This window comes from Clostridium sp. 1001271st1 H5 (assembly GCF_005845215.1).
Lineage (GTDB): Bacteria > Bacillota > Clostridia > Lachnospirales > Lachnospiraceae > Enterocloster.
The window spans coordinates 274,033-297,820 of the sequence record NZ_SPHO01000003.1 but is presented as its reverse complement, the minus strand read 5'-3'; the positions used below and the strand labels follow the sequence as shown (position 1 = coordinate 297,820).

At 51.3% G+C, this 23,788-nt stretch carries 19 protein-coding genes; 1 reads left to right on the top strand and 18 read right to left on the bottom strand.

The window, feature by feature from the left end:
- The first annotated feature begins 231 nt into the window (after positions 1–231).
- Positions 232–1,272, top strand: coding sequence for a YeiH family protein (locus FGS84_RS06380; protein WP_138306838.1), 1,041 nt, complete (start codon positions 232–234; stop codon positions 1,270–1,272).
- A gap of 69 nt (positions 1,273–1,341) precedes the next feature.
- On the opposite strand, the gene FGS84_RS06375 is transcribed toward FGS84_RS06380, so the two are convergent.
- From FGS84_RS06375 to FGS84_RS06290, 18 genes are all read right to left on the bottom strand, one after another.
- Positions 1,342–2,091, bottom strand: coding sequence for a GntR family transcriptional regulator (locus FGS84_RS06375; protein WP_138306837.1), 750 nt, complete (start codon positions 2,089–2,091; stop codon positions 1,342–1,344).
- A gap of 13 nt (positions 2,092–2,104) precedes the next feature.
- Entirely contained in the window at positions 2,105–2,752 is a 648-nt protein-coding gene (locus FGS84_RS06370; RefSeq protein ID WP_138306836.1) for a hypothetical protein, read from the bottom strand.
- 49 nt (positions 2,753–2,801) lie between these two features.
- Positions 2,802–4,931 (bottom strand): hydantoinase/oxoprolinase family protein, encoded by a 2,130-nt coding sequence (locus tag FGS84_RS06365; protein WP_138306835.1) that lies wholly within the window; start codon positions 4,929–4,931, stop codon positions 2,802–2,804.
- Between the two features lie 79 nt (positions 4,932–5,010).
- Positions 5,011–6,354, bottom strand: coding sequence for a citrate transporter (locus FGS84_RS06360; protein WP_138306834.1), 1,344 nt, complete (start codon positions 6,352–6,354; stop codon positions 5,011–5,013).
- Positions 6,355–7,206: 852 nt separating this feature from the next.
- Positions 7,207–8,037, bottom strand: coding sequence for a MurR/RpiR family transcriptional regulator (locus tag FGS84_RS06355; protein WP_138306833.1), 831 nt, complete (start codon positions 8,035–8,037; stop codon positions 7,207–7,209).
- Positions 8,038–8,085: 48 nt separating this feature from the next.
- Entirely contained in the window at positions 8,086–8,982 is an 897-nt protein-coding gene (locus tag FGS84_RS06350) for an ROK family protein (protein ID WP_138306832.1), read from the bottom strand.
- Positions 8,983–9,120: 138 nt separating this feature from the next.
- Positions 9,121–9,576, bottom strand: coding sequence for a YhcH/YjgK/YiaL family protein (locus FGS84_RS06345; RefSeq protein ID WP_138306831.1), 456 nt, complete (start codon positions 9,574–9,576; stop codon positions 9,121–9,123).
- Between the two features lie 23 nt (positions 9,577–9,599).
- Positions 9,600–11,102: a sodium:solute symporter gene (locus FGS84_RS06340; RefSeq protein ID WP_138306830.1), complete on the bottom strand. Its 1,503-nt coding sequence runs from the start codon at positions 11,100–11,102 to the stop codon at positions 9,600–9,602.
- Between the two features lie 193 nt (positions 11,103–11,295).
- Complete coding sequence (locus FGS84_RS06335; protein WP_138306829.1) at positions 11,296–12,213, bottom strand: dihydrodipicolinate synthase family protein; 918 nt, start codon at positions 12,211–12,213, stop codon at positions 11,296–11,298.
- Positions 12,214–12,278: 65 nt separating this feature from the next.
- Positions 12,279–12,965 carry an N-acetylmannosamine-6-phosphate 2-epimerase gene (locus FGS84_RS06330; protein ID WP_138306828.1) on the bottom strand — a complete coding sequence of 229 codons (687 nt, stop codon included), beginning with the start codon at positions 12,963–12,965 and terminating at the stop codon, positions 12,279–12,281.
- Positions 12,966–13,214: 249 nt separating this feature from the next.
- Positions 13,215–14,828 (bottom strand): response regulator, encoded by a 1,614-nt coding sequence (locus tag FGS84_RS06325; protein WP_138306827.1) that lies wholly within the window; start codon positions 14,826–14,828, stop codon positions 13,215–13,217.
- Positions 14,812–16,623, bottom strand: coding sequence for a histidine kinase (locus FGS84_RS06320; RefSeq protein ID WP_243129875.1), 1,812 nt, complete (start codon positions 16,621–16,623; stop codon positions 14,812–14,814). The genes FGS84_RS06325 and FGS84_RS06320 overlap by 17 nt, the downstream gene beginning before the upstream one ends.
- A gap of 53 nt (positions 16,624–16,676) precedes the next feature.
- Positions 16,677–17,834 (bottom strand): aminotransferase class I/II-fold pyridoxal phosphate-dependent enzyme, encoded by a 1,158-nt coding sequence (locus FGS84_RS06315; RefSeq protein WP_138306825.1) that lies wholly within the window; start codon positions 17,832–17,834, stop codon positions 16,677–16,679.
- Between the two features lie 23 nt (positions 17,835–17,857).
- The gene (locus FGS84_RS06310) at positions 17,858–19,180 is read right to left on the bottom strand and encodes an extracellular solute-binding protein (RefSeq protein WP_347563799.1); all 1,323 of its coding nucleotides are present in this window, start codon (positions 19,178–19,180) and stop codon (positions 17,858–17,860) included.
- A gap of 39 nt (positions 19,181–19,219) precedes the next feature.
- On the bottom strand, positions 19,220–20,071 hold the full coding sequence (locus FGS84_RS06305; protein ID WP_138306823.1) for a carbohydrate ABC transporter permease: 852 nt from the start codon (positions 20,069–20,071) through the stop codon (positions 19,220–19,222).
- Entirely contained in the window at positions 20,072–20,995 is a 924-nt protein-coding gene (locus tag FGS84_RS06300) for a sugar ABC transporter permease (protein ID WP_138306822.1), read from the bottom strand.
- Between the two features lie 156 nt (positions 20,996–21,151).
- Positions 21,152–22,561, bottom strand: a complete 1,410-nt coding sequence (locus tag FGS84_RS06295; RefSeq protein ID WP_138306821.1) for an extracellular solute-binding protein — start codon at positions 22,559–22,561, stop codon at positions 21,152–21,154.
- Positions 22,562–22,630: 69 nt separating this feature from the next.
- On the bottom strand, positions 22,631–23,668 hold the full coding sequence (locus FGS84_RS06290; protein WP_138306820.1) for a M20/M25/M40 family metallo-hydrolase: 1,038 nt from the start codon (positions 23,666–23,668) through the stop codon (positions 22,631–22,633).
- Positions 23,669–23,788: the final 120 nt, after the last annotated feature.

Below are 23,788 nucleotides of genomic sequence, written 5' to 3'. Positions count from 1 at the left end.
ATTCCCTCCTTTGTTTCCGCCGGCAGTGCAGCCTTCCCTATTGATTCTGCCGCCGGCCCCTCTTTTTTGTCTTTATTCATTTCCCCTAATCATAACACATTCTTATTAAAATATAAATATATATAATTTTACTTTATGCTTTCCATAAGTTACCATATAAACCGTGTGCTGCGCTCCATATACGGCACACATCCATGATTAAGTTATAGGGAATATGAGGAGGAAAAAGAAATGGCATCATTACAAAAGAAATGGAAAGGACTGGCATTCTGCATGCTGTTGGCTGTCCCTTCCTGGTTTTTAGGGAAAATGTTCCCCATCATAGGAGGCGCTGTCATTGCCATCATTGCAGGCATGGTCATAGCCGTATTCATGAAACAGAAAGACGGGCTGGAGGACGGCATCAAGTTTACCTCCAAAAAAATACTGCAGTGGGCTGTCATTCTTCTTGGCTTTGGCATGAACCTGAACGTGGTTCTGGAGACGGGAAAGCAGTCCCTGCCCATCATCGTGTGCACCATCACCACATCCCTGGCAATAGCCTTTGTGCTCCATAAGCTCATGCACATACCATCCAATATCTCCACCCTGGTGGGGGTGGGCTCTTCCATCTGCGGCGGCTCTGCCATCGCGGCCACGGCGCCTGTAATCAATGCGGATGACGAGGAGGTGGCCCAGGCCATATCCGTGATTTTCTTCTTCAATGTACTGGCGGCCATCCTGTTCCCCACCTTTGGTAAGTTCCTGGGCTTTGACACTGCATCCGGCAATGCCTTTGGCATCTTCGCCGGAACAGCCATCAATGATACATCCTCGGTCACTGCAGCCGCAGCTACCTGGGACAGCATGTGGAACCTTGGGGCGGCCACCCTGGATAAGGCGGTTACGGTAAAGCTGACCAGAACACTGGCCATAATCCCCATCACCCTGTGCCTGGCATTCATCCGGACCAGGAAGGAGGAAAAGACAGACCAGGCCCTCGGCCAGTCCGTAAGCTTTAAGGATATCTTCCCGTTTTTCATCCTCTACTTTATCGGCGCCTCCGTCATCACCACCCTGGCCATGGGCGCAGGGGTTCCCGCCTCGGTCTTTTCCCCTGTCAAGGAGCTGAGCAAGTTCTTCATCATCCTGGCCATGGCAGCCATCGGGCTGAACACGGACCTGGTGAAGCTCATCCGCACCGGCGGCAAACCCATCCTCATGGGAGCCTGCTGCTGGGTGGGAATCACTGCAGTGAGCCTGGGGCTTCAGAGTGCGCTGGGAATCTGGTAAAATACATAAAAGCATTGAAAGGGGCCTCCCGCCTGCTGGTATGAACCGCAGGCCGGGAGGCCCCTTTTGTCACGCATGATATTTAAGTTTTGTCTCCACCAGGAAATCCACGCCCAGTTCATCAGGCTCTCTCCTCACCTCTGTATTTTCCCGTTCAAAGAGGTCCGGATACTTGGACAGCAGGGACCGCTCCTGGTTCACAAGGCGGTTCAGATGGAAATTCAGTATGGCGTGAAGCCGTTCCCAGTCCTTGGCCAGGATGGCGTCCGTTATCTCCTTATGCTGTTTAAGGGCCTCCCTGTCAATACCCTGGTCCGCCATGGCCAGCAGGCGGATCCGCATGTAATGGCCTGAGTTGGCGGATATGATATCATTGCAGTATCCCTTGTTGACCCCCACATAAAAAATGGAATGAAAGTACATATCCTCCGCCAGAAACGCCCGTATGTCCTCCTCCTCCACAATCCGCTCCTGACGGTCCAGGGACATCTCCAGCTCAGTGATGGCCTTTAAGTTACACACTGCCATAAACTCCAGTATCACCTTCTCCTCCACGCATGTCCTGAGAAAGCGTTCGTTGAGTACCTTGTCATAGTTAATCTTGGATATCATAGTTCCCCGCTGGGGGAGAAAGGTGATAAGTCCTTCCTTGGAAAGGCTTATGAGGGCGTCCCTCACCGGTGTCCTTCCCACCTGATATGACTCGCTGATGTCCTTAATGCTGAATATCATCCCGGGACGCAGCTTCAGGTTCAGAATGTCAGTGCGCAGTACGTCATATATGTTGTCTTCCGGATTCCTGCTGTCTGTGCTGCCCATAGAACTCCTCCTGTCAAATTTCTGCTACCTCCCTGTACATGTTCAGGGCTGTCTCTGAATTATAATTATAGTACAAAAGGATATCTAAGGCAAATGGGGAATAGGGAAAACCATTTAATTTTTTAGAAAAATACATTCCGGCTATTTCCGACAGGGCTCTGATGGTGGAACGGTTCTCAAATCCAAGGATTTTCCACAGCCGTATCTTCTCGGTCCTGGTATAAATGGCCTCATCCTCCTCTTCCAGATAGTGGAAAATCTCATGGCCCAGAATCAGGTCCTCCAGCTGCCCGCGGGTGGAAAACCCGTCCAGGGAACCGCCCTCCACTGCCTTATCCAGCGGTTCCCTCATAATCTGTATCAGGTCAGGAGGGGTGAAAAGGGCAAATAGCACCCTGTCCGCTATCTGCCCCTTTTCCAGGTATTCCACCCTAAGTCCCAGTCTTCCGGCAATCTCCCGGGGATTCGAAGTTCCCATCTGGTCCATGATTTTGTCCGCTGTCTCACAGCCGCAGCAAACAGCCTTTTCTATCATTTCCTTTTTCCGGGCGCAGTCCACCTTATCCCGGAGCACATCCCTGGAGAATGCGTACATTCCCCAGGTCATGTCGTCCACCGCAGACAGCCCCTTCATCATTTCCCGCAGGCTCATCGCTTCCATACATTCGACCTCCCGTCCGGGCCCATTGTCTGTTCAGCGGGTCCGCGCCTTAATTCTGCTTAATGTTGGCAGCCACCACCAGGATTTCCTCATCCGGTTCCAGGGAGGATACCTCCAGGTCCGTCAGCAGCTCCAGCTGTTCAAAGTCCTGGGCCGTAAAGTCCATAACCCTGGCGCCCATGCACAGGTAGTAATCCGGTCTGGCAATCAGTTCTGTCTGGTATACTGCCATATCGTCCCAGAGCTGCTTCAGTGCGTCCAGATAGGCTGCGGCCGTGGTCTTTAAGCACATGGCCCTTCCTCTCTGTACCTTTATGAATCCCTTCTTATCCACAATGCGGACAGCCCCAGGGGTTCCCGGCTCTGTTTTTTCACCGTACACATAGAAGTAGGGCGATGTTGCCAGAAGCTCCGTATCCCCATCCGCCAGCCTCATATCCTCTGCTGCCAGGTGCCTTGCCTCGGACTCATCGCATTCCTTTAACAGGTCCGCTGTCTTTACTTCTGTGGAGCCGGTGGCAATGGCTGTCACCTTGGATGTCTGAGGGTCTATTTCTATGTGAATCTCAACGGATTCTGCTGTTGCGCCTGACTCAATGGCTTTGTTAAGGGCCTCATTCTTAATGGCCCGTATATCGTCCTTGGATGGGGACGGCATAATACGCTCCACCACGTCCCGGACCATGGACAGGGCCACGCCGATGGATGAAATGACCTCTGCGTTCTCCGGTATGGAATACTTTACGCCCATCTTGTTGCTGAAATATACAATCAGGGAAGCTGCTCCGCCGCCAACGCCCACCAGGGATATCTGGTCCTTTTCCAGCTTATATTTCTCAGCCAGTTCCAGAATCACAGGTTCAATCTTGGCATAGGCCTTCTCCATGATTTGCTTTGCAATTTCCTCCACGGAGGTGCCGCAGTAGTCCGCCAGCGCCTTCATGGCCTTTCTGGCTGATTCCACGTTGCCGTAGGAGAAATGCTCCGGTTTTACCAGTCCCAGTACATTGGCGGCGCAGGAGTTGGTAATGGTCACAGCGGAACCGTCCTCCATCCGGATTCTCACATAGTCGTCCGGGTCCCCCTGCTTGGGTGAGAAGAATTCCACCTTTGGCCCCCTGATTTTATCCGTATCCGTGAACACGGCATAGTCCAGTCCCGCAATGTGGGCGGAACGCGGTCCCACGTCCACCACGCCCTGCTTATTGGCCCTGACCATGGAACCGCCTGCCACGCCCAGAACCCGCACATCCAGGGATGAGATATAGGTGGCGTGACCGCCTACAATGGAATAGTCAATGGCCGGACGCCCGTTCTTGATGACGCCGATGTTGGTGGTGGTTCCGCCCACCTCAAAGTACACTCCGTTGGAAGCCCTCAGATACATAAGGGAGCCCATGACAGAGGCAGCCGGGCCTGACAGCATGGTGAGCACGGGCCGCTTCTTCATTTCCGTAATCTCCATGACTCCGCCGTCGCCTCTCATAATCATCAGGGGCACATGGACGCCTGCTTCCCGGACAGAGCCTTCCGTGGAATTGGCTGTATCCAGCATCTTCGGAAGAATGGATGCATTGATGGCAGCGGTCCTGGTCCTTCTAGTAAGGCCGTAGAGCTTGGTGATGTCGCTGGCCATGGTGGTGGGGATTCCCTTTGCGCTGGCAGCCTCATACACCTCTGCCTCGGGGCCTCCGTCGTCCACGCCGAAGGCCATGGAGGACACCAAGACCTGGGCCCCTGCCTGCTGCATGTTATTTATGGTATCTTCAACAACGGCCTTGTTCATTTTTTTCACGTTGATGAAGTCATTTACAATTTTAATTTTCTTCTGGTTTCCCAGGTCGATATCATCCAGCTTTGTCTGTTTCTTTGCCAGGAAACCTTCCAGGCCTCCCTTTGCCATACCGATAACACCCACCGTTGCCACATCGCCCTCAATGAGGGCATTGGTTGCCTGGGTGGTGGAGTGGGCCACGAATACCACATCGTCCGGGCTGATTCCATTTTCATTCAGGCAGTTCTCAAAGGACCTGACCACACCTGCAGCCACGCCTCTGGGGTCGTCGTGGGTGGTCTTGACGGAAGATTTTCCGATAATCTCATGGGTGGCATTGTCAATTGCCACTGCCTTTGTGTGGGTACCGCCCACGTCTATACCCATTCTAACTGATTTACCCATCCTAAAACCTCCTTATCTCAAATCATTAAACCGTTATTTAAGGGGAGCCGGCATAAAATCTGCCGGCTCCCGCTTACATCTACATCAGGCCGCCGTACAATACGAATACTGCCGCACAGCAGATAATGCCTACAATCCATCCGGTAGGAATGGACATCTTCATGTAGTCCTTGGTGGAAACCTTGGTATATCCAAATCCCCATGCAACCCAGGACTGGGTGATATCCAGATGCTGGGGAGCAATGGTAGTCACTGCAAACAGCGGGTACAGGAAAGCCACCGGTGCATTGGGAAGGGTTGCCACTACAACTGCCAGAATTGCGGTTCCGCATCCAACCAGGTTCATGGGGCCGCGGAAGAAGCCAAGAGGTGTCAGCACAGCAAACACAATGGCCAGGGTAATGGCTGTGGTAGGTACAAATCCGCCCAGGATTGCGGTAAAGTAAGGCGCTGCATAGGTTGCCGCGTTATTGAACATGGCCAGGGTAAGCAGGAAGCCCACCATGGGAGCCACATCAATGGAACCATCGGTAAACAGCTTTGCAAAGAGACGGCAGATTTCAGAATAGCTGCCCTTCATCTTCCCTGTTGTAATCAGTGCATAGATACCGGAGAGGCAGAATCCCAAAATAATAGGAATCTTGAAAAGCACCACGCCCAGTACAGGAAGGATAACGGAAATCCAGGAAATGGCCGGAGCATTGTCGCCTGCTGAGGAAGCAGTTGCCGCCCAGGCATGGGCTGCCTTTTTGTTCATGGAAAGGTTAGCCACCACCAGCACTACCACAATGGCAACCACCATGCAGGTAACGCCAATCTTAAAATAATCATTGTAAGTGTAATCCGCCGCTGCCGCATTAAAGCCCGCATATATGGTCTGATACTGCTGGAAATTGACGATATTTCCAAAGATGCCTGCCATAATGGAGCCCATAAAGCTGAACATGGCCACAGGAGCAGGGATGCCCAGTGAAAGCAGGATGGGCAGTACAATGACCGCGATGGAAATAACAGGTCCGATACCGGTCATGGACATAAAGATAATGGCTGTAACGATACACAGAAGCGCCATGGTGATTCTGGGCTTATCGCCTCCCAGCTCAACCACCTTGCGAATCAGGGTAGCCGCTATGCCGGTGTCCACCAGTACCCTTCCGAAGAACGCGCCAAAGAATACATTAACCAGAATGGACTTTGCATATCCGGCAGGACCTTCCGCATATACATACTCCAGCACCTGGATGAATGTTTTGCCTTCCATGGCCGATGTGGGTGAAAATACATTACCGATGACTGCCAGGGCAGTCCAGAACGTTGCCATGACCGCAAATCCCACCATCAGGTTGAACCCCTTCACACAGTACCAGACCATGCCTAAGAAGGACAGAATCATGATAATACCGATAATTACATTGATGTTCATACGAACCCTCCTTTGATGAAAATAGTTAAACGCTCCCCTGCAGAAACTCCCTTATGCCTCTGCTTTTTCTGTACCGGAGCGCGGGGATAACAGCAATGAAGCTTCGGACACTCCCCTGACTGCATAACGTCCGGGCCACCCAGCCCTCCGGTTACATCCGCACCTCAAATTCATTATCTCTCCCTTGTTTCTGATACTAATATATTAGTACTGATATATTAGTTTGTATAGAGTCATTTTCCACTGTTTTTTCTTTTATTTTTATACATTTTATACAAAAATATCAGTTTTTACACATGGTTTTTACACCTTTTTAGCGTTCTTTTAACACATCATTCTCCCAAATAATTCAAACTAATATATCAGCTCGTCCAACAAAGTAAGTGAACATAAAAAACGCCATATAAAATCCCTCCACATATCACCGACAAAAACAAAAAAACAGCATGCCAGGACAGATGGCATACCGTTAGTTACGGAGGACTCCATTATCTGATTATCATTAACATTAGCCAGAGCTATTATTTCCCTTCCCCGGATGTAAATATCCAGTGTATGTCTGGGATATGCAGTGGGTGAGAGCCGGGAATGCAGGGCGGGAGGTGGCTTTGGAGCAGTTCGGAGAGACTTAGGCGCAAGGGGCGGGAAAAGCCGGGGTTGCGCAGGGCGCTCCACGCCCGGAGCAAAGCAAACATGGAGCCGAACTCATCAGGAGTTCGGCGTAATTTTTGCGGTCCCCGGGTTTTCCTGTCCCTTGCGCCTTAGTCTCTCCCACTGCGGAAACGGTCACCTCCCGCCCTGCATTCCCGGCTCTCACGAACGCGACCCCCCAGCCATTCACAGCCCCATCATTCACAGCCCCATCTCCCTCCTCCCCTTCTCCAAAGCCCTCAGCGTGCTGTCATGAAGCACCTCCTTCTTATACTGGTCCTGGGACAGATAGTAGGAATAGAGGATATCCGTCATAAGGAGAATAGGGAACTGGGGAGAAATCACATTGCCATGATTCAGGTGGAGCAGGGAGGGAAGAAGCACCACCTCGTCGCAGAAAGCATCAAAATCAGGCTTGTTCCTGGCTGTGAGCAGCACAGTCCTGGCCCCCCGCTTGTGGGCCTCCTCCAGAAGGTATAATACCTCCTCCTTCTCGCCGCTGATGCTGACGCCGAATACAAGGCAGTTCTCGTCCTGGAACACACCCCTCATGCGCATCATATCGCTGTGGTCCATGGAGGTGATGTCCAGGCCAATCCGCATAAAGCGCAGCTCCATCTCCCTGGCAGCCAGGCCTGAGCTTCCTGTTCCGCAGACAAACACGCGGCCTGCCTTGGCCATGTACCGGCACACCCGTTCTATCTGCTTTTCATTTACCAGGTTATAAGTCTTATTGAGAAGCTCCTGGTAAGCATTGAGCACAGTCCTGGTGTTGCCTGTCATGGAATCCTGCCTGACCACAAAGTTCTCCTCGTACTGGTAGATGAATTCCCTGTAGCCTCTGAATCCGCACTTCTTGGCAAACCGTGACAGGGACGCCTCCGACACAAACAGACGGCCGGCCACTGACTTGGCCGAGAAATCCATCTGCTCCCTGTTATAGATGAAAAAATCCGCAATGCTGCGCTCCACCGTAGTAAAATTCACATAATTGGATTCTATAACCGGTATCACTGATTTCAGATATTCCATAATACCTCCTCCTGGCTCAGCCGAAAGCCTGTCTGAAATAAATGCAGGTCAGCTCCGGTTCTTTCCCTGTCTCTCCAGGAAATGATAGTAGGCCCCCCGCATCCCTGCGTCGTTCTGGTGCTTTGCAAAGGCCAGCTCCGTCTTCTCATATATGCTGGCAACCAGATACCGTGCAAGGGCCTTTTCCAGTCTGGGCCGCAGATATTCCTCCTGGGCCATGATTCCTCCTCCCAGCACCACAATCTGTGGGTTCAGCACATAGCATATATTGGAAATGCCTCTGCCCAGCACATCGCACATCTGGTCAATGGCTTCCCCGCATACCGTGTCCCCTTCCCCGGCCAGCTGGAAGATGCGGTAGCCGTTCCACTGTGACTCAGACTCTCCCTTGGCGGCAGCCACCCGCTTTACCAGTATGCTGGCAGCTCCCAGTGTCTGGAAATCGCTTCCGTCCATGTGCATGTAGCCCACCTCGCAGGCGCTGTTGCTCCACCCGTGGTATACCCTGCCGCCGAGGATAATGCAGCCGCCGATTCCGGTTCCAACCGTCAGACACAGGGCTGACCGGGCCCCTGCCGCTGCCCCGGACACAGCCTCGGCCAGACCTGCGCAGTTCACATCATTTTCCACCTCGCAGGGAATACCGAATTCCGCCTCCATGCCGGCCTTGATTTTCGTTCCCGCATATCCGGGAATCAGGGGAGCTGCATAGAATATCTCCCCCTTCTCCACATCCACCATACCGGCAGTGGACACACAGATTCCCTCTGCCTTCCAATACTTCAGGTAATCCGCCGCAATCCCCAGGACCTTCTCCAAAAGGGCCGGTCCGCCCTTCCATGCCTCGGTTGGCGTCTTATCCTTTGCAAGAAATGTTTCATTTTCATCCAGCACTCCGTGCTTGATTTCCGTTCCTCCGATATCAATGCAAATATACTGTTTCATTCCGGCACCGCTCCTTTTAACCTTCTTTTTGTCCTGTCACTATCCTGCCGCAAAAGGCAAACCTGCCCCGGGGCACAGTTGGATGGTCCGCTGCGCTCAGGGTCTTTGGTTTGCCTCTGTCTCCGGTTCTATATGTTTTTAATTGTCAATCCGCACCTTAAATATGGCCTTCTTGATTTTTTCAGATTCATTTACAGCCACAGCTGTGCGGTGCCCGTCCTCCGGGTAGCAAATCAGGAAATCCCCTGCCCGCAGCACCACATGGCTGTTGGGCTCACCGTCCATGGGAAGAAAGTCATCCTTCTCCACAAATTCTTTCTGCTCCATGTTCTCTATAAAGTTTAAATCAATCTGCTCCTGCCCGTCAAGCATTAAATGCACATCCAGGTAATTCCTGTGGGCTTCCCAGAAACGGTTCTCCGGCCGGGTCGTCTCATATTCCACCACATTGACAAACAGCCGCCCGCCGTCAATGGGATGGCTGCCCTTTTCATAGGACGCCAAATCATGCTCCTTAGCATAGGCAAAGCATTCCTTTAAATTTTCAGGAAGAAAGGCATAGGTCTTTTCCTGGGTGATGTTTCCAAATATCATGATTACCTCCTGTTAATGAATCATTAATTGTGGTAAATCGTTGCGTCTTTTACTGGTTTGGATGTATCCCCGTCCATCTTTCTTGTAATCATGCTCACCGGAATTCCCACTACCAGGGAGATGGCGATGGAGATGATGGAATAGGACCAGATGGATACGGAACCTGCGGGAGCCATGTACTTGATGCAGACCATGGTGACGGCTGCCACAAAGAATGCCACGTAAGCGCCCTTTGCATTGGCCACCTTTGTGAATGTGCCCAGGGCAAATGTACCGCCCAGCACGCCCAGTACCAGTCCCATGAAACCGTTGAACCACTCATATGCTGACTTGATTTCACCGTTAGCCAGTACCATGGACACCAGGATAGCCACAATGCCCACTCCCAGGGATACGTACTGTGCAATCTTTGTCTGAAGGGCAAAGCTCATTTCCTTCTTGGAAAGACGCTCCTGGATATCCAGGGTCCAGCTGGTTGCCACGGAGTTAAGTCCTGTGGACAGAGTGGACTGGGATGCTGCATAGATGGCTGCCAAAAGCAGTCCTGTGATGCCTACCGGAAGCTCATATGCAATATAGGAAGCGAAAATCTGGTCCTGCTGTGCTGCAGGCGGAAGCGCGTTCTGGCTGTAGAACACATACAGGCCTGTGCCGATGAGGTAAAATACGGTTGCAATGAAGATGGACAGCGCGCCGTTGGTCAGCATCATCTTGTTCAGTTTCTTCATGTCTGTGGTGGTGGTGAAACGCTGAACAATGTCCTGGCTGGATACATAGGAGGAACAGGTGTTAAGACCCGCTCCCACAATCAGCAGGAATACACTGTCCTTCAGTATATTCGCATTGAAAATAGGCTGGTCGGCTGCCAGGAACTTGCCTCCTGCCATGGACTGGAAAATGGCTCCGAATCCGCCGTTAATTCCATTGGCCAGATAGAACAGGGCAAAGGTAACGCCTACCAGAAGAACGCTGCCCTGGATAAAGTCGGTCCAGAGAACGGATTTAAGTCCGCCTGTGTAGGAGTAAATAATGGCAATCACACCCATGGCAATAATCAGAATATTTACATTGATGCCGGTAAGCTTGGAAAGTACCATGGACGGAAGATACATGATGATGGACATACGGCCCACCTGGTATACGATGAACATGACAGCGCCCAGGACACGCAGGCCCTTGCTTCCGAAACGGATTTCAAGATAATGGTAGGCAGTGTCAATGTCCAGCTTGCTGTAGATTGGCAGGAAGAATTTAATGGTAATGGGGATGGCCACAATCATGCCCAGCTGTGCGAACCACATAATCCATGTTCCTGCATAGGAGTTTCCTGCCAGGGACAGGAAGGAAATGGGACTTAACAATGTTGCGAATATGGAAACGGAGGTAACCCACCACGGAATGGTGCCGTCTCCCTTAAAGAACTCTTTCCCCTTCATCTCCTTTTTGGAGAAGAAGAGTCCGGCAAATAATACAGCCGCAAGATAAACAACCAGGATAATCAAATCAATTGTAGTAAAACCCTGCATAAATTAATCTCCCTTCTTTACTATACGGAAAACCCCGGGAAATATCCTCCTTATCCCAATGGTTTCCGGTCCGGCGCCGGTCCTTTCTCCCTCCAGAAAGGACCGCGGACCATTTACTTTTATCTCCGGCGCCCCACTGTGTCAGCAGCTGTGAACCGCGGGTCCGGCGTCTGCCCCAGGAGCATGCCCGGTCTTAGCAGTATGCTGCAACTGCTTCCTTCACCATGCGGGCTGCCTCCTTGGCAATGGCAAGGTCAGACTCAATGAGCTGCGGAAGCGGCTCCCTGACTCCGCCCAGGTCCAGGGACTCATTGATGCGCAGCATCTCTTTAATCATGCCGTACATGTTGCCGTGTCCGGAACACATCTTATAGATGATGTCGTTGGCAGCGTACTGCACCTTCATGGCCTCTTCCATCTTTCCTGCCTTTACCAGCTCATCCATCTTAAGGAACAGCTCAGGCATGGCGCCGTAGGTTCCGCCGATTCCGGCCTCTGCGCCGATGACACGGCCGCTGATGAACTGCTCGTCCGGACCGTTGAAAATGATGTAGTCATCCCCGCCTGCCAGCTTGAACATCTGGATATCCTGCACAGGCATGGAAGAATTCTTGACGCCGATGACCCTTGGGTTCTTCCTCATCTCGGCAAACAGGCTCTGTGTCAGGGCCACGCCTGCCAGCTGCGGTATGTTGTAGATAATAAAATCCGTGTTGGGAGCTGCCTCGCTCATGGCATTCCAGTAAGCGGCAATGGCATACTCCGGCAGGTGGAAGTAAATGGGCGGGATGGATGCAATGGCATCAACGCCAAGGCTTTCAGCATGCTTTGCCAGCTCCACGCTGTCCTTTGTATTATTGCAGCCCACATGAGCAATCACGGTCAGCCTGCCCTTGGCGGCTGCCATCACATTCTCCAGCGTAATCTTGCGGTCTTCCAGACTCTGGTAGATGCACTCTCCTGAAGAACCATTGACATAAACACCCTTTACGCCTTTTCTGATGTGGTACTCGGTCAGTGCCCTTACCCTCTCCGGGCTTACATTCCCCTCCTCGTCGTAGCATGCGTAGAATGCAGGAATAACACCTTTGTACTTTTCTAAGTTTGCCATAATCTTACTTCTCCTTTCAATGACCCGTTCGGTCCCCTTTATATAAAATGGTTAACATGTTTGTACTAATCCAGCGCCTGTGCAAAGGACTTTGTAATCAGCTGCGGCCTGGTGATGATGGAACCTACCACCACGCTGAAGGCCCCCAGCTCAATGACCCTCTTTGCCTTTTCCGGCGTATTGATGTTCCCCTCCGCAATGACGCGGTGTTTTACCTTTGCCACAATCTCACGGATAATTTCAAAATCATTGGATTCGATTTTCAGGTTTCTGCTCTGGTCCGTATATCCCACCAGTGTGGTTCCGATAAAATCAAATCCCAGCTGGTCGGCATGAAGGGCTTCCTCCACCGTGGAGCAGTCCGCCATCAGCAGCTGGTCCGGATAGGTTTTCCGGATTTCACTGTAAAATTCATCCAGGGTCCTGCCGCCCGGCCGCAGGTCCACCGTGGCGTCCAGGGCAATGATTTCCGGTTTGACTTCCATCAGCTCGTTGATTTCCTTCATGGTAGGCGTGATGTATACCTTGCTGTCCTCGTAGTCCCGTTTCACAATGCCAATGACAGGCAGGTCAACCTGGGTCCGGATTTCAGCGATGTCCTCCTTGGTGTTGGCACGGATGCCGAATGCTCCGCCCTCCTTTGCTGCCAGGGCCATCCGGCCCATGATAAAGGACGAATGAAGCGGCTCATGGGGCAGGGCCTGGCAGGATACAATCAGTTTCCCCTTCAGGCTCTCTACTTTTTCGTTCATATGCGTTCCTCCTTGTTATGAGCACTTAGCTTGTTATCAGTACTGAGCGGCTCTGTTTGTTCCGGCCGCTTATCTCTTGTAGCCTTAGTATAGCAGGTTTGATTTTATTTTCAATAGACTTGGATTGTTCAGAAAGTTCTTTCATTATTTTTAAATCAGGGTGCCATATTATACAAGTTTTCAACAGTTGATTTGGATATTATGCACAATAAAACGTTCCTTGTTTCTTCATAAATACAAAAAGGAAGCCTACAAGGCTTCCTGACAGCGCTCCCGGTACTGGGCCGGCGTTTCCTGGGTATGCTTTTTAAAAAACTTGGAAAAATAGTTGGGGTCCTCAATGCCCACACTGCGGGCCACCTCGTATATCCTCTGGTCCGTGCCCTCCAGAAGCTTTTTGGCAGCCTCTATGCGGATGGACACCAGATAATCCATGAAATTAATTCCCATGACAGACTTAAACGTCCTGCTGAGATAGGAGTTATTAATATAGTTAATCTTGGAAATCTTGGCCAGTGATAAGGTGGAATCATCCATATGCTCGTTCATGTACTGGACAATCCGGTGGACCAGCATGGTGTTCTTCTTATTCATGTATTCTTCTATCTGGCAGACCGTAAAGTCCGTAAACTGCCTTATATACGTTTCAATCTCCCCTGCCCCGGTCAGTCGGAGTATCTTCTCATAGGGAAGGTGGTCCGTACTGTATATCTCTATATAAGGGATTCCATTGTCGCTAAGAGTGGACAGGGTCACGTTGACAATGGAATAGGATATGACAAGATAGTCTGAAAGACTGCTCTCAGGCAAACCCTTAAGTGTCCCATAGGCCGTATCCACCAACTGCCGCACCTTATCCCCGGCAGGTATCCCCAGATACAGGGGAAGTTCCTCTGTCAGGGTCTGAATCAGCTCCTGCAGACCTCCCATGTCGGATTCACTGCCTGATGAGAGAAAGGCCTGGTTGTGGCTGTAGCTGGCAATCATAGCGTTTTTGTAGGCCTGCTTATAGCTACATCGTATTTCCTCCAGGGCATCCACGGGATTCCCGCAGCCGGCATAGATTCCCATGGACAGTTTTTCCTTAATCAGGACAGTGAAATGGGCTCCGTAGGACATAAGGCTGATTTTTTTATTCTGGCTCAGGAGAATCAGGTTCTGGTGTATGTCCTTTAGCAGCATCACATCCGTTAGGCGGCTTACTGCTGCGGACAGGATTTCCATGCACTGCTGCCTTCTCAGCTCGTCCTCCTCCGGGTCATTGTGCTTCTCCGGCATCAGTACCATCACATTGTAGTATCCTGCCTCCCGGCTCAGAGGGATGTCATAGTACCGGATAGTTTCCCACAGATTTTCCTGGTCCGCCTTGTTTAGAAGCAGATTGTTCAGGAAATTCTGGACAATCAGCATCCTGGACTCCGCAATCCTCCTCTTAAGCCCCTCGAACTCAAAGACAGCCCTGCGCTCCTCCATGATATCCGCCCGTACGTCCTTCATGACCTCAATCAGCTCCGCCCTCCGTATGGGCTTTAGCAGGAAGCTCTTAATCCCAAGCTCCACGGACTTCTGCGCATACTGGAACAGGTCATGGGCAGTCAGCACAATGACCACTATCTGGGGGTATTCCTCGGACAGCATCTGCGCAAACTCCAGACCATTGATATAAGGCATCTCAATGTCGGTGATAACCACATCGGGATGTTCCTCCCCTATGAGCTCCATGGCCTGGTTGGCGCTGGCCGCGTCCCCCACGGGCTGGTATCCGATGGACTGCCAGTCCACAAACACCCTGAGAAGTTTCCTGGTCTTCTCCTCGTCATCCACAAACATTACTTTTAAAAGCTGGTCATATTCTGTCTCCATGGTCCTCTTCTCCCCCGTAAGTCACCGGCAGAAGGAATGTGACTTCCGTCCCGCCCTCCGGCACGCTTCTAATCTGGTAGGATGCCTGCTCACCGTATATCAGTACGATTCTCTGTATGGTGCCAATCAGGCCAATCCCGGTTCCCGACACGTCAATGTCAATATTCCATATTTTATGATAGTCCTGAAGTTTTGACAAGGTAAGCCCATCTATGCCCACTCCGTTGTCCTGAACCTGTATTTTCATCCGGCTCCCCTCCTCCGGCCCAATCCGGATACGGATACGCCCGTTTCCGCCCATTGGTTTGATTCCGTGATACACGGCATTTTCCACCAGGGGCTGGAGAATCAGGTGGGGCACCAGTACCCTGAGGCAGCTTTCATCCACCTGGTATTCCACGTCAAACAAATCCCCGTACCTGAGCCTCAAAAGCGTTACATAATCACTTACAATAGCGGTCTCCTTTTCAACAGAAATCATCTGCTCTCCCTGGCTCAGGCTCTGCCGGTAAAAGCTGCCCAGGGTTTCTATGGCCTCATAGGTCTGGGATGGCTCCTCAGTCAGGGCCATATAACCGATGGCATCCAGTGTATTGTAAAGGAAATGGGGCTTTACCTGTTCAAACAATGCATGGAGCTCTGCCTTTTCCTTGATTTTCTGCTCCTCCACCAGCCTGGAGAGCAGGGAGGATATCTCATCCACCATGTTGTTATAATTTGTCTGTAAAATCCCAATCTCGCTTTTTGGATATTTTACGGGTATCTTCTTGAAATTCCGGTCCTTCACCGTGTTCATCACGCCAATCAGCGCATAGATAGGATTGGATACGGACTTGGATATATAAAGGGACCCAAAAAGCATCAGCACCACATTCACCAGGAAAATAAGGGTGGCAATCAGAAACAGGTCCCCAAAGGTGCTCCGGTTTACCTGATAAGGTATCCTGGCAATCAGGCGCCATCCATAATCCGGCAGGTAAAGGGCGGTGGTATACTCCCCATCCCCCTTCCGGCTCACCAGAAGGTTCTCCCTATTGCAGGTTCCGGCCAGCTGCTTGAGGGAATCATGGTATTCGAAACCGGACGTGCCTGCAATCAGGTTTCCATCCTGGTCCATCAGTCCTATCATAGCCTGGCTGCCATAAGCTGCCGCGCCGCAGATGTCCGCTATGGCGTCCGTGGGAATATTCATGATGATGAATCCCTGGGGCTTCTGGGTCTCCAGGCTGTTTATGGCCCGGATGACGGATACAAATCTGGAATTATATCTTTTATAGAAAATGCCGCCCGCCTCATACTCCAGTATATAGCTTCCCCCTGCTTCCAGGGCCCGTTTGTACCACGGACACTTTAATGTGGAATCCACGCTGAGCCTCTTCATGTCATGCTTATCAACGCCATACAGATGGGCCGAAAAATCCAGAAGATAAATGGACTCCAGATAGTGGTTGCTGTCAAGGGCGGTAAACAGCATATTGTCATATGTCTTTCTGTCCTCAGGTCTTGGAAGATGATTTACCACATCCAGGGTGCCTCCCTTTAACAGCATGTTAAAATCATCATTCACATTGAGGACCATCTCGTCCAGATTGTTCCTGACCGCGGTCACCATCTGCACCGAGGACTGCTCCATCATGGAATCCTCCTGTTTGCCGGCTGCCCATGAATACAGGGAATAGGTCAGAAAAAAACTGATTAGGAAAAAAAACACGAATACAGCCATGATTCTTCGTGAAATATGCTCATGGAACAACCAGTCACCGGCCCCTTTTATGTTCTCACATAATCCTTTCATATACGTCCCCATAACCGGCTAATGCCGGACGCTAAAACCGGTTTCACCCAGCCCTACGTCCAGCACAGTCTCAGTCTCTCAAGTATATTGTTTACCTGTTCCCCGCAGGTCCCCATGTTCAGTCTGAAATACCCTCTGCCGGCCTCCTTAAAATGAGTGCCCATAAGCGGTATCAGGCGGCCCTTTTCTTCCAGCAGACCCTGCATATCCTCCTCGGATAAGCCGGTGCGTCCGTATCCAATCCACATGAGATAGGTGCCGTCAGGCACATAGGCGTCCAGCCAGGGCAGTTCCCGGCTGATGAATGACTGGGCCGCCTTAATGTTTTCATAAATCTGCGCCCGCATCCCGCTCATCCACTCCCCGCATTCCCTGTAAGCCGGTTTAAGGATGTCGGCCGCAAACACATTGGGGTTGTGAAGCCCCCACCGGTCTATGGTTTTTGCCATGGCGCGGCGCATTTCCGGATTCGGCAGAATGATGTTGGAAAAAATCAGTCCCGGGACATTGAAGGTTTTTGTCAGGGAATTGAACACAATGGCCTTTTCCTGTTCCGGATTATCATACATCTTCAAGAGGGGCGTATACACATGGCCCGGCCACACAAAATCCCCGTGTATATCGTCTGACAGCAGAAGCAGGTCATGGCGTCTGCAAAAGGAAATAATGCCTGACAGCTCCTCTTCCTCCCACACTCTGCCCGTGGGGTTATGGGGATTGCAGAGGATGTATGCCCTGGTTCCCTGGTCCGCCAGACGCTCCAGACCGTCAAAATCAATGGTAAACCGCCCGCCTTCGAAAATCAGGGGACTTTCCTTTAAAATCCGGCCCCATTTTTCCACCGCCCCTGTCAGGGCGGGATAGGCCGGCGTGTTCACAATAATAGAATCCCCCGGCTCCGTAAAGGTATCTACCGCCATGTTAAGGGCCATGTTGATTCTGGGGGAAAACAGCACCCACTCCGGCTCTGCCTCACAATGGTACTGCTCTTTCATCCAGCCTGCAATCAGCTTCTCATATTCGTCCGGCAGTTCGGTATAGCCAAAGACGCCATGGTCCAGTCTTCTTTTCATGGCATCCAGAATCTGCTTTGGCGGCGCCAGGTCCATGTCCGCCACCCCGCAGTACAAATACGCCGGATTGTCTTTATAATCCTGTCTGTATTTAGCACAAAGAGTGTCATACCGGTCCGTTACATATCTTACTTCCATCCTGTTTCCCTCCTGTCATCTGCTCACTCTTCCTTTAACCCGTTCATCCTGTCTATGAATTCCCCGGGTGTAATATCCCCCCTGAAGAGAAGCTCCAGGCTGTCCAGGTATCTGGCTGCATCGGTTCCCTCCAGAAGATTATCCCACCATATGGTATAGCTGCGGGCGTGGTCCGTATACTCATGAATCTCCTGCATAAGCGGGTTCAGTCCGGCGTCCCCGGTGTCCACATTGATATAGGGAAGGTCGTTTGACTTGCATTTGTAAAGCTCCACAGCCAGCCCCATGGCCAGATACTCCGCCAGGTCCACGGTGAGATCCGGGTCCTCTGTCCGGCTGCTCACTGCGAAAGCGCTGTCCGGCCCTCCGGTGAAATCATATATGGTGGATTTCCCGGACCCGGTTTCAGGAAAGGGTGCGGCCTTCACCTTGCCGGCCACCCTGGATGTCTCCCGGTAGACACGGGATGAGGTCCAGCTGCCGTTGAGATACATGGGGGTCTGTCCCTGCATGAACAGGGCCTCCGCCTCCTCCCGGAGCGCAGTGGCGGAATCAGCTGTAAATGCCCCCATATCCACCAGTTGCCGCAGTTTTCTGGCAGCCTCCAGAAATCCCGGGTCGCTGTAATCCGTCCGCTTTGCAGCTGCATCCGCAACCTTTTCAGGACCCACTTCCCTCAGTGCCAGAAGGTCATAGTACATGGCAATGGTCCATGGCTCATTGCCCCCCACGGGCATAGGCGTTATGCCGTTATCCACAAATGTCTGGCATACCTGGACAAATTCGTCCCAGGTCACAGGTATTTCCAAACCAAAACAATCCATCATCTCCATGTTGTAATACATCATGGCCACGGAACTGTCCAGCGGCAGCGCATATGTCCCGCCGTCAAACTGAATTCCCTTCATCATGGCATCGTTCAGATGACTCTGGAAATCATCGCTGTAATACCGGCTTACCTCCAGCACCTTGCCCGCGTCCACCATGGGTTTCAGAAACTCATGGCTCCAGGTATAAAAGATATCCGGAAGCTCATTGGCAGCAGCCGCTGCCTTAATCTTCGTCTTATACCCTTCATTTTCAGCTGTATCCACCTGTATAACAACATTGAATTTTTCCTCTGCCTCCCTGGTCAGCTGCTCCATGATACGCGCTGCCTGGTCGTCATCGCTTCCATAGATATGCCACAGCCGTATAACTGGTCTGTCCCCCGGCACGCCCTCTGCAGCAGCCGGAACTTCCGGCGGAATCTCCGCCCGGACATCCCAGTCCTTTTCCGACCTGCTGCACGCCCCTATTCCAAAGACAGCGGCCAAAACCAAAATCCATATTGCTGAATATCTCAAACCCCTCATACCTTCCCTCACAGCCTTCTCAGACACACTCTATCCCTTCACTGCCCCGGCAGTAGCTCCTTCCAGTATTCGCCTGGAACAGAGGACGAACATGATAAGAATAGGAATAACCGACAGTGCAACTCCTATGTATACGGTTCCATAATCATTCTTATATACGCCCTGCATCTGCTGCACCAGAATGGGCAGCGTGAATTTGTCCTGTGAGAACAAAAGGATGGACGGCTTCACAAAGGCATTCCAGGATTCCACAAAGGTGAAAATGGCCTGGGTTGCCACCCCCGGCATGATAATTGGAAAAATGATTTCATTGAAGATACGGAACTCCCCGCACCCGTCTATGCGTGCGCTCTCAATCAACTCGTCCGGTACATAGGAATCAATGTACTGCCTGTTCCAAAATACCATGGCCGGCGGTGCAAAACAGGTGATAAGAAGGGCTGCGTAATTGTCCAGCAGATGTATGTTGTTCATAAGCTGGAAATACCCGATGATGCCCAGCTGGCCCGGAAGCATCATGGTGGCCAGCACCAGCCAGAATAACTGCTTGTTGTACTTAAATTTATATTTAGCAAAGCCGTAGGCGGTCAGCGCGCCTACGTAAACCGTAATTATTGTGCTGGCAAGGGAAATGAAAAGACTGTTAAGAAGCCCCTTCCATATGTTTACATTGGCAGCCAGGTGCTGGTAATTGGTCTTTAGAGATTTTCCCGGCAGCATCTGAAAGGAGGTGGCCAGTGCAGCGTTGTCATGGGTACAGTTGATAATCATGTTGTAAAAGGGCACAATGCAGATTACTGCCAGCAGGACCAGAACCCCATAGGTCAATGCCCGGAAACATTTCGTTTTTACACTGTACGTCTTAAGTTTCTTTTCTTCCATCTAAAAATTCCTCTCCTTCCCTGCCGTATATTTCATAAATATAAGCGAAAATACAATGATGATGACAAACAGGCCGTACGAAATAGCGGAGCCATATCCATAATCATAATTCTGGAATGCAATGTTGTACATATACATGACCATGGTCAGCACGGATTTGCTTGGTCCGCCTGTTGCCCCCGCAAAGGTGAAGGGCAGGTCGAAAAGCTGGAGTCCTCCAATAATGGATGTGACAAAGGCGTAGGTCATAATATTTCGCAGCTGAGGCAGCACAATATGGAAAAAGGTCTGAAACTTATTGGCCCCATCCACCTCGGCCGCCTCCATAATATCATACGGTATGCCCTTGATTCCGGCTGTAAATATGATGGTGTAATAGCCGAAATACTGCCAGAACAGCACAAAAGCAACTATCAGCTGGGTAAACAGCCCGTTCATCTTCCAGTTGACAGGCTCTCCTATGATATGCAGGGCCATCAAAAGCTTGTTTACGCTTCCCGCCTTAAAGTCAAACAGCAGGCTGAACAGGACGCCCAGGGACACAGCGGTCACCAGGTTCGGAAAATAAAAGATGGTCTTAAACATGTTCCCGCCCCTGAACCGGTGCTGATTCAGCAAGAAGGCCAGAATCAGGCCGAATATCATCTGGGGCGCCATGGCCAGCAGGGCGATGAATACTGTATTGAAAATGGATTTAAAAAACACTGTATCATTTAAAAGGCGCCTGTAATTCGCAAGGCCGGTAAAGACAGATGCCCCCAGGCCGTCCCAGCTGTGAAAGCTGAGTTTGAACGTGTACAGTATGGGATACAGTGTAAAGCATAAAAATATAATAAAATACGGCAGGATAAAAAGCAATCCCCGATTGCTCTTATCCAGGCTTCTCTTTTTAGAGGGTTGTATACTCTTACCCTTCTCCGTCATGAAATCCTCCCATCCAAAGGCAGGTCAAAGGTCTTTTGCAGGCCCCGTCCCATCTTTTCGTGAAACAGATGCAGGATATGAATCAGCTCACACCCTGCATCTTCTGGTTATTTACAAATTAGTCAGTCACAATCCGGTATGCCATTATCCGGCACGCTAGTCAATTACAATCTCAGGATAAATACGCTGCATGTCTTCCTTGAATCCCTGGCACGCCTCCTCCGGGGTTGCGCCGCCGCCTGCCAGTAAATCCATCTGGGCAGTCATGCTGGTCCATGCCTGGCGGTCATATTTGGTCATAGGGTCTGCCTTCACATTCATGGCCGTGTCATAGAAGCTCTGGAAATACTGCTGGTCGCCTGTGACAATGTCCGTATGTCCTTCTTCAATACACTGCTCGATTGCCGGTATGTAAGCCGGGAAATCGCCTAACTGTCCTGCCAGGCCATTGACCAGGTAATCCTTGTCAGCGGTCATTGTCTTCACCCACGCATAGGCTGCTTCCTTGTTTTTGGAACCGGAGTATATACCGTACCAGGTACCTCCGTTCTGGTAAGGCGCAGGAGCTTCCATATAGCCCCATGTATCTGCTGCCTTCTCCATCTCTCCCTCAGGGATGCCCGGTTTGATACAGAAATTAAGAGCCCAGCTCGGCAGACCAATGAGGATGAACATATCCTGTGAATACATGCCTGAGGTCCAGCCTGCCGACCACTGGTCTGCCCTGGCATCCACATTGTTGTCAACCACGCGCTGCATCAGGTTGAGCTGTTCCATCAGGAAATCGTCGGAAATAATATGGTTGTTCTCATCCACCCACGGAGCGCCTTTGTAGGAGCAGTAAATCTGCTCAACCGTCTCAATATCATCCAACAGCCCTATCTTGCCGCCGGATTTCTCATACACCTGCTTTCCCGCTTCGATGATGGAATCCCAGTCCTTTAACATCTCATGTAATTCTTCTGGATTATCTGTTCCCAGATATTCTCTTGCCAGAGCCTTCTTGTACCAGAAGCCGCCTGGTGTGGCCTGGTAGGACAGTCCCCTCAAATTTCCGCCCGCATCCCTGGACAGCTCGTCCACATAGGGAATCATGTCTTTGGACAATGCCTCTGCGTCGTAATTTTCCGTACTCAGGTTCTCCAGAAGGTCGGTATTCTTGTACATGCCAAAATCCGAAATCTCAAAGGTAGCTACATCCGGTGCATTGGTGCCTGTTCGGAATGCATTCTGAAGCTTTGTGCGGTACTCGTTGCCCGGCATGACAGTGACAGTCACCTTTACGCCCGGAACACGCTTATTGAATTCCTCCACGTAGAAGTTCATCTCGCTCTGGCTCAGGTTGGTCCACACATTGATTTCCCCGGTGGCTCCGGACACATCCACGTCAGCCGCGCCCTGGTCCGAAGCCCCTGTCTTTCCCTCCGCTGACTGTGAGGATTCTTTGGCAGGCGCCTCTGTCTTCGAAGCTGCCTCTGTCGGCGCAGGCGCTGAAGAACCGCATCCTGTCAGCGTACCTGCCAGCAGTGCCGCTGTTGTCAATAAAGCTAATGGTCTTTTTTTCATGATAATTCCCCTTTCTATTCTGCATTCCGTGGATTTTCCCGGAATGTTGCTGCCTTTCTCCTGATACATCTAAAATGGGCGTAAATCTGTGTGTCTGTCCACCATACACACAAACTCGCTGATTAACTCAATACAGTCCTCCACATCGTTCAGGGAGCACACCTCAGCCGGCGTATGCATATACCGCAGCGGCAGGTTCACCAGAGTTGCAGGCACGCCATGCCCGCTGATATGTATGGCGTCCGTATCTGTAAGAGTCCTTCCCGGCGTAATGACCGGCTGTGTACGGATACCCAACCGACCGGCCGCCTGTTCCAGCATCCGGTTCATCACCAGATGGCCCATAGTCCCCACACAGATTCCGGGGCCGCCTCCCAGGGCCACTCTTCCGCGTACAGCATCATTTCCACCCGGCCCGTCGCTGGCAAAGGTCACATCCACCACAATGGCCATGTCCGGCCTGATACTGGCCCCGGCCCAGGCGCCGCCGCCAAATCCAGTCTCCTCACCCACGGTTGTGACGGCATAGACTCCATTCCTGCATCCCTTTTCCTTTGCACGCCTCAATGCCTCCATAACAACGAAAGCGCCGGAACGGTCATCCAGAGCCCTGGAGGTGATGCAGTTCCCCAGAAGGGGCCTCCAGTCCGTATCAAACACAATGCCGGAACCCACAGGTGCATATGTCCCGGCCTCCTCCCGGTCCCTGGCCCCGATGTCGATAAAAAGGTCCGTATCCAGCAGTTCTTCCTTTTTCTGCAATTCAGCCGTGCTTGCCACAGAGCCGTATATCAGTTCCTTTCCCGTATCAATCCGCACCTTCTGTCCCAGATACATCCGCGGAGTGATTCCTCCCACCTTGGCTGCCCGCAGGAAGCCTTCCTCTGTATGGGCCGTAACCATGAGCCCAATTTCATCCATGTGGCCTGCCAGCAGAATCTTAAATCCGCTGTCCGGGTTCAGTATGCCGGTCACATTGCCGTTTACCTCACACCTAACCGTATCCGCAAAGCCTTCCATATAATCCGCTGCTATTTTCTGGATTTCTGTCTCTCTGCCCGACACTCCCTGTGAGGAGAGCAGCCGGTACAAAAACTCCTGTTCCATTTCATCCCCCCATCTGAATACGCTTTTGATTATATCTTTTTTCAGGTCGCGGATGAATAAAATAAATTGATGGAAAACTGTATGATTTTGACTGAATTACACCCGGATTTTTGTTCCGGA